This window comes from Devosia sp. YIM 151766 (assembly GCF_030285925.1).
GTDB lineage: Bacteria > Pseudomonadota > Alphaproteobacteria > Rhizobiales > Devosiaceae > Devosia.
In genome coordinates, this window is record NZ_CP127251.1 from 2007943 (window position 1) to 2020849 (window position 12907).

The window sequence follows — 12907 nt, forward strand, 5'->3', positions numbered from 1 at the left end:
AAGGGATCAATCGAGGAAGCCTGACACGTGAACACTTTCATCGTCGCCGGCCTGCTTCTCGTTCTCCTGGGCGTCGCCTATCAACGGGGCTGGACCAAAAGCCGCGCCCTCGCCATTCCGGAAGGGCAGCGCGTCCATTCGCGCGGTCAATATCACGGCACGCTCGTCGTCCTCTGGACCCTGATCCCCGCCCTGCTCGTCCTCGCCCTCTGGGCTTTCTTCTCCCCCGGCGTCGCTCATTGGTACATCGTCTCGCAAATCCCCAATGAGGTGCTGACCAGCCTCGATCAGACCGGGCTCAACCAGCAGATGCAGCGCATTCGCGACCTGGCCTCCGGCTTCGGCGTCGCCGGCGAACTGCGCCCCTTCGAGCAGGAGGCCGGGGAAAATCTCGCCCGCTTCCAGCTTCTCAGCTTTCTCATCATGCTGGCCGCCGCCGCCGGCCTGGGCGTGCTCGGCCTGACCTTCGCCCAGCGCCGCATCTCCGCCCGCCTGCGCGCCCGCAACGAGGTCGAACGCGCCATTTCCTGGCTGCTGATCGCCTGTTCGGCCGTCGCCATCCTGACCACTTTGGGCATCGTCGCCTCGCTGGTCACCGAGGCCCTGCGCTTCTTCACCTATATCAATCCGCTCGATTTCTTCTTCGGCACCGTCTGGGCGCCGAAATTTTCTTCCACCGGCACCGGCGATGCGGGCCAATTCGGCCTGCTTCCGCTATTGTCCGGCACGCTGATGATCTCGACCATCGCCATGCTGGTGGCCGTGCCGGTGGGCCTCATGGCCGCCATCTATCTCAACCAATACGCCCATCGCTCGGTGCGCCGGATCGTCAAGCCGGTCATCGAAATCCTCGCTGGCATCCCCACCATCGTCTATGGCTTTTTCGCCCTGGTGACCGTGGGGCCGTTCCTGCGCGATGTCGGCTCCTCCATCGGGCTGCATGTCAGCGCCACCAGCGCGCTCACCGCCGGCCTCGTCATGGGCGTGATGATCATTCCCTTCATCTCCTCGCTGTCCGACGACATTCTCAGCCAGGTGCCGCGCAGTCTGCGCGACGGCGCCTATGGCCTGGGCGCCACCCAGTCGGAAACCATCCGCAATGTATTGCTGCCGGCCGCCCTGCCCGGCATTGTCGGCGCCTTCCTGCTGGCGGTCAGCCGCGCCATCGGCGAAACCATGATCGTGGTGCTGGCCGCCGGCAATGCCCCGATCCTGCGCGGCAATCCGCTGGAGCCGGTTTCCACCATCACCGTCTCCATCGTCAACCAGCTCACCGGCGACACCGATTTCACCGGCCCGCAATCGCTCGTCGCCTTCGCGCTGGGCCTGACGCTCTTCATCATGACGCTGTGCCTCAACATCGTCGCCCTCTATATCGTCCGCCGCTTCCGGGAGCAGTACGAATGACCAGCGCCAGCTTCGATTCCGCGGCCGAGCGCCGCCAGCGCGTCCGTGCCGGCCTGGCCCGCCGCCATCTGGGCGAGCGCCTGTTCCGTGGCTTTGGCGTCGTCGCCATCGTCCTGGCGCTCGGCTTCGTGGCGGTGCTGTTCACCGATGTGCTGCGCAAGGGCATCCCGGCCTTTACCCAGTCCAATCTCCACCTCGAAGTCAGGTTCGATCCGGAATTGCTCAAGGTCGATCCCGCGCCCATCCGCGCCGCCGGCCAGTCCGATGCCGATTTCCGCGCCACGCGCCTCGCCTGGGAACGCCAGGTGGCCATGCTGAACTGGAACAATGTCATCGAAGCCGCCCTGCGCGCCGCCGCGCCGGCCGGTTTCGACATCGACAGCCGCCAGATTCTGACCATTGCCGAAAGCGATGGCCGGCACCGCGTCCGCGAACTCTTCGTCCGCGATCCGGGCCTGCTCGGCCAGCGCGTCAATGTCGACCTGCTGGCCTCGGCCAATACCGACAATTGGGTCAAGGGCAATATCAACCGCGAACTGGATGATGCCCGGCAGCAGCTCTCCGCCCCCGCCCGCGCCCTCATCGACATTTTCGAGGAAAACGGCACCATCAGCCAGGGCTTTGCCTGGTCGCTGTTCACCAATGTCGACAGCCGCTCCGCCCCGGCCGCCGCCGGCCTGCTCGGCGCGCTCATGGGCACGTTCTGGATGATGCTGGTCGTCATCGTCCTTGCCGTGCCCCTCGGCGTCGGCAGCGCCATCTACCTGGAGGAATTCGCGCCCAAATCGCGACTGACCGATCTCATCGAGGTCAATATCAACAATCTCGCCGCCGTGCCCTCCATCGTCTTCGGCCTGCTCGGCGCCGCCGTGTTCATCAACTGGTTTCGCCTGCCGCTCTCGGCGCCGCTGGTCGGCGGCCTGGTGCTGACGCTGATGACCCTGCCCACCATCATCATCGCCACCCGCGCCGCGCTCAAGGGCGTCTCCCCCGCTTTGCGCCAGGCGGCCCTCGGCATGGGCGCCTCCCGGACGCAGATGGTGTTCCACCACGTCCTGCCCGTCACCTTCCCCTCCATCCTCACCGCCACCATTATCGGGGTGGCGCAGGCCATGGGCGAAACCGCGCCATTGCTGCTTATCGGCATGAATGCCTTCGTCGCCGCCGTGCCCGGCACGCCGATCGAGCAGGCCACCGCTCTGCCGGTGCAGATCTATCTCTGGCAGGGCAATGAGAACCGCAATTTCTTCGAGCCGCGCGCCTCCGCCGCCATTCTGGTGCTGCTGGTCTTCATGATCACTCTCAACGCCATCGCGATCTTCCTGCGGTCGCGGCTTGAAAAGCGCGCTTAGGAGCCTGACAAATGGACATTCTGGCCGGCAAGACCAAAATCCCCGCCAAGACCTTGAGCGCCAACCTGGACCCCATCGAGATGATCGAGCCCAATATTCGCCTCACCGCCCGCGATGTCACCGTCCATTACGGCGCCAAGCAGGCCCTGCACGGCATTTCCATCGACATCCCCGACCGCGCCGTCACCGCCTTTATCGGCCCCTCGGGCTGCGGCAAATCCACCTTCCTGCGCTGCATCAACCGCATGAACGACACCATTGAGGGCGCGAGGGTCGGCGGCCGCATCGAACTGGACGGCCAGGATATCTATGCCGCCGATCTCGACGTGGTGGAGCTGCGCGCCCGGGTCGGCATGGTGTTCCAGAAACCCAACCCCTTCCCCAAATCGATCTACGACAATGTCGCCTATGGCCCCCGCATCCATGGCCTGGCCCGGACCAAGGCCGATCTCGACGAGATCGTCGTGTCCTCGCTCCGCAAGGCCGGCCTGTTCGAGGAGGTCAAGGACCGCCTCGCCGAACCCGGCACCGGCCTTTCCGGCGGCCAGCAGCAGCGGCTCTGCATTGCCCGCGCCATTGCCGTCGGCCCCGAAGTCATCCTCATGGACGAGCCCTGCTCGGCGCTGGACCCCATCGCCACCGCCATCATCGAGGAACTGATCGACGAATTGCGCGAAAACTACACCATCGTCATCGTCACCCATTCGATGCAGCAGGCGGCCCGGGTCAGCCAGAAGACCGCCTTCTTCCATCTCGGCAACCTCATCGAGCAGGGCGACACCGAAGAGATTTTCACCAATCCGGTGAACAAGCAGACCCAGGACTACATCATGGGCCGCATCGGCTGATTGCGGGGAAGGAGATCGTCATGCCCAATACCGGTTCTGAACATATCGTTACCGCCTATAGCGATGAACTCGCCGGGCTCGCCCAAGCCATCGCCGAAATGGGTGGCCTGGTCGAAGTCGCCATCGAAAACGGCACCCGTTCCCTGCTCAAGCTCGACCGCGAACTGGCCGATATCACCATCATCGCCGATCAGCGCATCGACGATATGCAGCGCCGGATCGACGACATGGCCGTTTCCATGATCGCCCGCCGCCAGCCCATGGCCAGCGACCTGCGCGCCATCATCACCGCCATCCACGTCGCCAACGACCTCGAACGCATCGGCGACATGGCCAAGCAGTTGGCCCGCCGCTCGCTCAAGCTCGAAGGCATAAACCTGCAACCCACCTTCTATAACGGCGTCAAGAACATGACCGGCCTGGTGCTGCGCCAGGTCAAGGACGCGCTCGACGCCTATGCCAATCGCGACGCCGCCGCCTCGGTCGATGTGTGCAACCGCGACGACGAGGTCGACGCCATGTACACCTCGCTGTTCCGCGAACTCCTGACCTATATGCTGGAAGACCCGCGCAACATCACCACCTGCACCCATTTGCTGTTCTGCGCCAAGAACCTCGAACGGGTCGGCGACCACGCCACCAATATCGCCGAACGCGCCTATTACCTGGCCACCGGCCGGCAGCTCACCGTCGAAGTACAGGAATTGCAGCGCCAGCAGATAAAGGTTTAGCGACAACGTTACAGCGTCATTCCCGGAACAGCCCCCGGCCTCTTCCGAGCGCCGACCGACGGAGCACATCCATATGCCCGCGACCATTCTCATCGTCGAAGACGAAGCCGATATCGCCCTCCTTCTGCGCTATAATCTCGAAGCGGAGGGCTATCGCGTCGTTACCGCCGAAAGCGGCGACGAGGCCCAGCAGGCCATCGCCGAAAAGCTCCCCGATCTGATCCTGCTCGACTGGATGCTGCCGGAAGTCTCCGGCATCGAGCTGTGCCGGCGCCTGCGCGCCCGCGAGCAAACCAGCCGCGTGCCGATCATCATGCTCACCGCCCGCGGCGAGGAGGAAGAGCGGGTGCGCGGCCTTACCACCGGCGCCGACGATTATATCGTCAAGCCCTTCTCGGTGCCCGAACTGGTCGCCCGCATCCAGGCGCTGCTGCGCCGCTCCAACCCCAATCTGGTCACCGCCGCGCTCAAGCTCGGCGATCTCGAGCTCGACCGCACCACCCACCGGGTCCGCCGCGCCAATCGCGACGTCCATCTCGGCCCCACCGAATATCGCCTGCTCGAATATCTCATGCGCCATCCCGGCCGCGTCTATTCGCGCGAGCAATTGCTCGATGGCGTCTGGGGCAATGACGTCTATGTCGACGAGCGCACCGTCGACGTCCATATCGGCCGGCTGCGCCGCGCCATCAATCGCGGCCGCGAAGCCGACCCCATCCGCACCGTGCGCGGGGCCGGCTACGCCTTCGACGAACGCTTCGCCCAGACCGCGTGAGGGAGCTTAGCCGGCAGCGGTATAGGCGGTCTTCACGATGGTGAAGAACTCGGCCGCATAGGTGCCCTGCTCGCGCGGGCCATAGCTCGAACCCTTGCGGCCTCCGAACGGCACGTGGAAATCCACCCCGGCCGTCGGCACATTGACCATGACCATGCCGGCTTCCGAATTGCGCTTGAAGTGGGTGGCATATTTCAGCGACGTCGTGACGATACCGGCGCTCAGGCCGAATTCCGTGTCGTTCGCCGTGGCCAGCGCTTCCTCGTAATCCTTGACCTTGATCACCGCCGCGACCGGGCCGAAAATTTCCTCCCGGGCGATCCGCATGGAATTGGTGGCCTCGGTGAACAGCGCCGGCTGCAGGAAATAGCCCTCGGTATCCTTCGTCACCCGCTCGCCGCCAGCCACCAGCCTGGCGCCCTCGCCCTTGCCGATCTCGATGTAATCCACGTCCTGCTTGAGCTGGCTCGGATCGACCACCGGGCCGATTTCCGTATCCTTTTCGAGGGCATGGCCCACCCGCAAACCACTGGTCCGCTCGGCCAGCGCGGCGACGAACTTGTCGTGGATGCCTTCGGTCACGATCACCCGGCTCGACGCCGTGCAGCGCTGGCCGGTCGAGAAGAACGCCGATTGCGCCACGCTCTCCACCGCCACCTTGAGGTCGGCGTCATCGAGCACGATGGTCGGATTCTTGCCGCCCATTTCCAGCTGGAACTTGCGGCCATGCTTGATCGAGGCCTCGGCCACGCGCTTGCCGGTCCCCACCGATCCGGTGAAGGAAATGGCATTCACATCGGGGCTGTCCAGCAGCGTCTGCCCGACCACCGAGCCCTTGCCCATCACCAGGTTCAGCACGCCCTTGGGCAGGCCGGCGCGGTGCAGGATATCGACGATGGCCCAGGTCGAGCCCGGCACCAGATCGGCCGGCTTGATGACCACGCTATTGCCATAGGCCAGGGCCGGGGCAATCTTCCAGGCCGGGATGGCGATCGGGAAGTTCCACGGCGTGATGATGCCGACGACACCCACCGGCTCGCGGGTGATTTCGACCGTCAGACCGGGCCGCGCGCTGGGCAGGATCTCACCGGCCAGACGCAGCGTTTCACCGGCGAAGAAGTCGAAAATCTGAGCGGCGCGCGTCACTTCGCCAATGCCCTCCGGCAGCGTCTTGCCCTCTTCGCGGCTCAGCAGCTCGCCCAATTCCTGCTTGCGGGCCAGAATTTCCTGGCTGGCCTTGGACAGGATGGCGTGGCGTTCGAGAATGCCCGAGCGCGACCAGGCCGGAAAGGCGGCCTTGGCGGCGGCGATGGCCTGGTTGGTCTCCTCGACATTGGCGCGGGCATAAAGGCCGACGACTTCGTTGATATTGGAGGGGTTGATATTCTCGACCCCATCCGCGCCCACCCATTCGCCATCGATGAGGTTCTTGTGCAATTCGGTCATGTCGATGCCTTTCGGTAATGCGCCTCGGAGGAAAAAGCGCTTAGATCAGAGCAGGTTGGCGCGAGCGAGATCACGCAGGAAATGGCTGGTGCCATAGGTCCAGGGCGGACATTTCGTGGACAGGTTCACCCGATTTGCCAGCGTACCCAGACTGGGTGTCGAAATCGAGACCAGGTCGCCGATGCGGTGGGTAAAGCCTTTGCCGGCGCCGTCGCGATCCTTCACCGGCGCGAACATGGTGCCGAGATAGAGCACCAGCCCATCGGGATATTGGTGATGCTCGCCAATGGTCGCGGATACCAGGGATTCCGGGGTACGGGAGATTTCCGCCATGTTGGAATGGCCCTCCAGCACGAAGCCGTCCAACCCCTCGACGCGCAGGGCGATTTCCGCCTGTTTCACCGTTTCGAGGGTGAAATCGCCGTCGAAAAGCCGCACGAACGGACCCAGCGATGCTGACGCATTGTTATCTTTGGCCTTGCCCAGCAGCAGCGCCGAACGCCCTTCGACGTCGCGCAGATTGACGTCATTGCCCAAAGTCGCGCCGACGATCTCGCCCTTGCTGGTCACCAGCAGCGCAATCTCGGGTTCGGGATTGTTCCACGTCGAAACCGGGTGCAGCCCGACCTCGGCGCCATAGCCCACCGCGCTCATCGGCTGGCTCTTGGTGAAGATTTCCGCGTCCGGGCCGATTCCCACTTCGAGATATTGGCTCCACACGCCCTTCTCGATCAGCTTCGCCTTGACCTGCATGGCGGCATCCGAGCCCGGCACCAATTGCGACAGGTCCGTGCCGATCAGGTCGAGGATTTCGCCACGCAGCGCCTCGGCGCGGGACATGTCGCCGCGCGCCTGTTCCTCGATGACGCGCTCCAGCAGCGAGACGACGAAAGTGACGCCGGAAGCCTTGATCGCCTGCAGGTCGATCGGCGCCAGCAGCCGCGGAAGATCGGCGCGCTTATTGCCGTCCAGGGCATTGGCGAGAACGGCGTCCACCTCGCCCACCGGCCGGCCCGGCGCATTGCGCACATGCTCGGCGGCGCGGCCGCTTTCGGCCACGTCGCGTACGCTGGCCAGCCCGCGCGCCGTGATGTCGACAAGCTGCCCGTCCCGGACCGTGACGATACGGGGATGATCGAAATCGGGAACCCAGGCACGCCCGATGAGAATGCCGTCCGGAATATGGTTTGAATTCATATGCATCGCCCCTGACATGTCAGGGCAAGTGACTAGCGCAGTGCTCCGGTCCGGCGCAAGCATGAACACGATAAATCATACTTTATGCCAAGCATGCCTGAACAATCGCGGGCATGCTCGTTCAATTCCGGTTCATCCACGCCGCAATACTGACGCATTGGCCCGGGAAATCTTCCCGGGCCAATGCACCCCAAAGGAGTCTGCCAATGCGTGTCCTCAGCGTCCTCGCCCCCCTTGCCTTTCTTGCCACCGCGCTGCCCGCCTATGCCGGCTCGATCGCCATCGAAGGGCGCGGCGAAGTGCGCGCCGCACCGGACATGGCCACGATCAATTCCGGCGTGACCACGCAGGGCGCCACGGCGCGCGAAGCGCTCGACGCCAATACCGAGGCGATGAGCGAGCTGATCGCCGCTCTCAAGCAATCCGGCATCGAGGCCCGCGACATCCAGACCTCGGGCTTCTCGGTCAATCCCAATTATGTCTATTCCGATGCCCGCGACGAATTGGGCTATACGCTGCCCCCGCGCATCAATGGCTATCAGGTCTCCAATTCGGTGACCGTGGTGGTGCGTGACCTCGAAGACCTCGGCGCCATTCTCGACAAATCGGTGACCGTGGGCGCCAATACCGTCAATGGCGTTTCCTTCTCCGTCGCCGATCCGGCCGACCTGCTCAACGAGGCCCGCAAGGCCGCCTTTGCCGATGCCCGCGGCAAGGCCGAACTCTATGCCGATGTCGCCGGCGTCGGTCTGGGCGAGCTGGAATCGATCTCCGAACGGCAGGATTTCAGCGGCCCGCAGCCCTATCCCATGTATGCCCGCGCCGAACTGGCTCAGTCCGCCGCCGTTCCCGTCGAGGCCGGCGAACTGACCTTCGCCATCAGCGTCAATGTGACGTGGGATTTGGACAACACTAACGACTAATCCACAGAACCTTTTCGGGCCTGCCATGTTTTGGACAAACCTGCCCGGCCAAACGCACGTTGTTACATGGGCGGCGGATCGAGTCCTCCATCTGCCGCCATGTTCCCGAATCCCCTCAACGAGGGGGCTTGGGCGGTGGGGACGGTTCCACCGTAGTCACTCCGTCCCCACCAACCCCTTTTTGGAATTTTCTCTGGTCGCGAAGGAAGAGCCCTCGCGTCAAGCGCGAGGGTGACGAGCGGGGGTTGCCCTGCTCCGGGGTAGAGGCCGCACAATGTTCTCGTAGGCCTCATCCTGAGCTTGTCGAAGGACGAGGTCGCGGCCACGGAGCTACCGACCTCGTGGTTCGACAGGCTCACCATGAGGTCTAACGGCGTTGCGGTGGCGCCAAGCACCCTAACCCAGCACCACTTTCCAGAGCATGTTGAGCCCCACGGCCACGAGGAAGGCGGCGAAGACATATTTGAGCGTCTTCTGGTCCATCCTGTGCGCCAGGGCGGCGCCGGCCGGCGCGCAGACCGCCGCCAGCACGCCAACCAGGACGAGGGCCGGCAGGTTGATATAGCCGATGCTCGCCGGGGGCAGGTTTTCGGCATTCCAGCCGGAAAGGAGAAAGCCCGCCGTGCCCGAAATGGCGATGACCACGCCGATGGCCGCTGAGGTGCCGACCGCCTTGTGCATGCTGCGCCCGAAGGCCACCAGCGTCGGCACGGTCAGCGAACCGCCGCCAATGCCCATCAGCGAGGACAGATAGCCCACGACGAAGGCCGATATCCGATGCACCAAGGGCACGTCCTTGAGATGCCCCATCAGCCGGGTCTGGAACGCGAAAATGATATTGGCGGCGATGACGAAGGCCAGCACCGCGAAGACGATGCGCAACGCATCGCCCGAATACCAGCCGGCCATGAGGCCACCGATAAAGGTGCCGGCGACGATGAACGGGGCCCAGAGCTTGAGCACACCGACATCCAGCGCCCCGCGGGCGTGATGGGCCCGGGCGCTCATGATGCCGGTGGGAATGATGATGGCGAGCGAGGTACCCACGGCCACGTGCTGCACCACATCGGGATCAAAGCCCATCAGCAGCAGGCTGTTGGACAGCGCCGGCACGATCACCGCGCCGCCGCCAATGCCGAGCAGGCCCGCCGCCACGCCGGAAAAGATGCCGGTAAGGCCCATAGCCAAGATAAAAGGCCAATAATTGACCACAAGGCCCAAATCCATGTTCATTCTCCGATGATGTGCAGCACCAATTCCCGCCGATGCGGATTGTGCCGGTGTTCGAACAGATAAAGCCCCTGCCAGGCGCCCAGCACCGGGCGTCCATTACTGACCGGGATGCCGATGGAGGTCTGGGTCAGCGCCGCCTTGATATGGGCCGGCATGTCGTCCGGCCCCTCCAGCGTGTGCGCCAGCCAGTCCATGCCCTCGGGCACGAGACGCCGGAAGAAGCCCAGCAGGTCGGTCTGCACGTCCGGATCGGCATTTTCCTGGATGAGGAGGGAGCAGGACGTGTGGCGGATATAGGCGGTGCACAGGCCGGTCTCGATGCCCGATCGCGCGACGAAACTGCCGAGGGCGCGGGTCATTTCGTAAAATCCCTGCCCCTTGGTTTCCACGACGACGCTATCGATGGCTTGCTGCATCAGCACGGCCTAGCATGATCCCGGCCCGAACCGAAGACCATGCGCCGCCAATCCGTCCACTGCCCCATTCCGGCCCCAATGGGCTGGCTCACCTGGCCGTGACAGCGCCGGGAACCATGCGGAAAGCCCGGCGTTCCGGTTTTTGCGAGATTGCCGAGCCGCTTGGGTAAGCCGCTTCATCCATTCAGGATGGGTTCAGGAAGCAGCCACCATGCTCGGCGGACGTGTGCCAAACACAAAGGAATTTACAATATGCGCCTCAAGACCTGGCTGCTCGCCGGAACCAGCATCGGCTTCATGACCCTTGCGCCGCTCTCAGCACTGGCCCAGGACGCCGACCTCCAGGCGGCCTATCGCGCCTATCTCAATGCCCAGGCCTCCGGGGACGCTGCCGCGCTCGACGCCGCCCGCGCCGACCTCACCGAGTTCTGCATTGTCGGCGGCTTCGCCAATCTGGACGAATGCATCGCCGCGCTCAACGCCGCCAGCGCTCCCGTGCCCGCTCCCGCCCCGGAACCGGAAATTGCGCCCGAGCCGCAGCCGGAACCGGAGCCGGTGATCGAGGAACCCGCCCCCGAGCCCGAGCCGATTCCTGAACCGGTTCCCGAACCGCAACCCGAGCCCCAGCCGGAACCCGCGCCTGAACCGGCGCCAGAGCCGGCGCCCGAGCCGGAACCCGAACCAGCCTTCGAGGAGCCGGCGCCGCAGCCCGAGCCGGTTATCGAGGAGCCCGCGCCAGATGAAGAGCCAGCACCCGCGACTGAGCAGCCCGCAGTTGAGCAGCCGAGCAGCGAGGAACCGGCGGTCGAACAGCCCGCTATCGAGCAGCCGGCAACCCCTGAAGCCGATTATTCCGGCCTGCTGGCCGAGCAGGTCGGCCTCTATGAAGACGCCGTCGCCGACCTAATGGCCGGGGGCGATGCCGCCGCCGCGCAAGCGCGCATCGACGCCGCGCGCGCCGAAATCGCCGCCCTTTGCGCCGAAGCCGGCCAGCCGGACGTGACCGCCTGCCTGGCCGAATATGGCCTGGAATTGCCGGTGGTCCCCGCGCTCGAACAGCCGGCTGCTCCAGCGGAAGAACCCGCGCTTCCGGCCGAAGAGCCTGTCGGCGACGAACCCGTACTCGATGAGGAGCCGGTGGCCGAACAGCCCGCCCCGGTGGAAGAGGTCACGCCCGATGGCGAGATGGCCGAACCCGTTATCGAACTGCCCGAAGGCGTGACCCTGGAGCAGATCGCCCCGGTGCTCGACAGCGCCAAGGACGAGCCCGCCGGCGAGGTTCCGGTGGAGGAGAGCACGGAGCCGGCGCCGCCGGCCCCTGAAAGCGACGAGGCGGCGCAATCCGAAGCCATCCAGGCCTTCGCCGCCGAGCCCGTGACCGCCGTGACCGCCGAGGAAGGAACCGCCGTCACCGCCACGGAAAACACCACCGTCAATCAGACGATCGTGAACAATTACATCAACAACATCACCAATATCACCAACAATACCACCACGACCAACAATACGCAGACCAATATCGGCCAGCAGAACAATGTTACCGTGGTGGAGGGACCGGTGGTGCAGACGAATACCGGCGACGCTATCGCGCAGGTCATCCTGCAGGTGGGCGCTCAGCTGATCGTCAATTCGATCGGGCAGGACACCGACCGCTTCTACAACCCGCAACAGGACGAGATTTACTATGAAAATCTCCGCAATGGCCGGGTTCGCGAAGTGATCACCCGTCCTGACGGCACCCGGATCGTCACCGAGCGCAACCGCAATGGCGACATCCTGCGCCGCTCGCGCATCGATCCGAATGGCCGCGAATATGTGCTGGCCTATTTCGACGAACGCTATGGCGACGATCTGGCCACCTGGCGCGATCCGGGCCTCGACCTGCCGCCGCTGCGGCTGAATATTCCGGTGCGCGATTATGTGCTGGATGCCCGCTATGCCGACGAAACCGAGCTGGAACGCTTCTTCGCCCAGCCGCCGGTGGAGCAGGTGGCCCGCATCTATTCCATCGATGAGGTCAAGCGTTCGGCCCGGGTGCGCGACAGCGTGCGCAAGCTCGAAGTGGGTAATCTCACCTTCGACACAGCCGCCGCTACGATTGGGCGGGATCAGGTGCGGTCGCTGTCCAGCGTCGCCAATGCCATGCTGGCGCTCCTGGAACGCAATCCGAACGAGACTTTCCTTATCGAAGGCCATACCGACGCAGTGGGTTCGGACATTTCCAACCTGCGCCTGTCGGATCTGCGCGCCGCCACAGTGGCCCGCGTCCTGACCGACTTCTATGGCGTGCCGCCGGAAAACCTGGCCACCCAGGGCTATGGCGAACGCTATCTCAAGATCCGCACCGAGGCGGCCGAGCGCGAAAATCGCCGCGTCACCATCCGCCGGATCACGCCGCTGATCACCATTGCCAGCCGCTGATCGGCCGGACAATGCAAGCGAGGCCGGGCAATTGCCCGGCCTTTTCATTGCTGCGACGGCATATCAGGCCAGATTTCACGAAAAAGCCGCAATCCCGCCGAGGACAAAAACCGGCCTCCCTCACCTAACCCTTTGATTCGACGGAGTGAATCGAGGCA

At 64.4% G+C, this 12907-nt stretch carries 11 protein-coding genes; 7 read left to right on the forward strand and 4 right to left on the reverse strand.

From position 1 onward, the window contains the following. Positions 1 to 27: 27 nt before the first annotated feature. The 5 genes from pstC (at position 28) to phoB (ending at position 5113) form a co-directional block, all read left to right on the forward strand. Positions 28 to 1407: a phosphate ABC transporter permease subunit PstC gene (pstC, locus tag O9Z70_RS09810; protein ID WP_286018640.1), complete on the forward strand. Its 1380-nt coding sequence runs from the start codon at positions 28 to 30 to the stop codon at positions 1405 to 1407. Continuing rightward, the gene (gene pstA / locus O9Z70_RS09815) at positions 1404 to 2759 is read left to right on the forward strand and encodes a phosphate ABC transporter permease PstA (protein ID WP_286018641.1); all 1356 of its coding nucleotides are present in this window, start codon (positions 1404 to 1406) and stop codon (positions 2757 to 2759) included. The genes pstC and pstA overlap by 4 nt, the downstream gene beginning before the upstream one ends. An 80-nt stretch (positions 2760 to 2839) precedes the next feature. Next, entirely contained in the window at positions 2840 to 3607 is a 768-nt protein-coding gene (gene pstB, locus O9Z70_RS09820) for a phosphate ABC transporter ATP-binding protein PstB (RefSeq protein WP_286021987.1), read from the forward strand. A 20-nt stretch (positions 3608 to 3627) separates the two neighbouring features. After that, positions 3628 to 4338: a phosphate signaling complex protein PhoU gene (phoU, locus tag O9Z70_RS09825; RefSeq protein WP_286018642.1), complete on the forward strand. Its 711-nt coding sequence runs from the start codon at positions 3628 to 3630 to the stop codon at positions 4336 to 4338. A gap of 73 nt (positions 4339 to 4411) precedes the next feature. Next, the gene (gene phoB, locus O9Z70_RS09830) at positions 4412 to 5113 is read left to right on the forward strand and encodes a phosphate regulon transcriptional regulator PhoB (protein ID WP_286018643.1); all 702 of its coding nucleotides are present in this window, start codon (positions 4412 to 4414) and stop codon (positions 5111 to 5113) included. Between the two features lie 6 nt (positions 5114 to 5119). Here the strand turns inward: phoB and O9Z70_RS09835 are convergent, their stop codons facing one another. Together O9Z70_RS09835 and O9Z70_RS09840 are read right to left on the reverse strand one after the other, a co-directional pair. Continuing rightward, positions 5120 to 6559 (reverse strand): aldehyde dehydrogenase family protein, encoded by a 1440-nt coding sequence (locus tag O9Z70_RS09835; RefSeq protein WP_286018644.1) that lies wholly within the window; start codon positions 6557 to 6559, stop codon positions 5120 to 5122. A 45-nt stretch (positions 6560 to 6604) separates the two neighbouring features. Continuing rightward, complete coding sequence (locus O9Z70_RS09840) at positions 6605 to 7756, reverse strand: fumarylacetoacetate hydrolase family protein (RefSeq protein WP_286018645.1); 1152 nt, start codon at positions 7754 to 7756, stop codon at positions 6605 to 6607. A gap of 206 nt (positions 7757 to 7962) precedes the next feature. Between O9Z70_RS09840 and O9Z70_RS09845 the strand changes: the two genes are divergently transcribed. Next, positions 7963 to 8679, forward strand: a complete 717-nt coding sequence (locus O9Z70_RS09845) for an SIMPL domain-containing protein (protein ID WP_286018646.1) — start codon at positions 7963 to 7965, stop codon at positions 8677 to 8679. A 396-nt stretch (positions 8680 to 9075) separates the two neighbouring features. Here O9Z70_RS09845 and O9Z70_RS09850 read toward each other — a convergent pair whose 3' ends face one another. Both O9Z70_RS09850 and O9Z70_RS09855 read right to left on the reverse strand, forming a co-directional pair. After that, positions 9076 to 9906 (reverse strand): sulfite exporter TauE/SafE family protein, encoded by an 831-nt coding sequence (locus tag O9Z70_RS09850; RefSeq protein WP_286018647.1) that lies wholly within the window; start codon positions 9904 to 9906, stop codon positions 9076 to 9078. Between the two features lie 2 nt (positions 9907 to 9908). Continuing rightward, a complete protein-coding gene (locus tag O9Z70_RS09855; protein ID WP_286018648.1) occupies positions 9909 to 10328 on the reverse strand; it encodes a secondary thiamine-phosphate synthase enzyme YjbQ in 420 nt (139 codons plus the stop codon). Between the two features lie 252 nt (positions 10329 to 10580). Between O9Z70_RS09855 and O9Z70_RS09860 the strand changes: the two genes are divergently transcribed. Then, positions 10581 to 12749 (forward strand): OmpA family protein, encoded by a 2169-nt coding sequence (locus tag O9Z70_RS09860; protein WP_286018649.1) that lies wholly within the window; start codon positions 10581 to 10583, stop codon positions 12747 to 12749. The last annotated feature ends 158 nt before the right edge of the window (positions 12750 to 12907 follow it).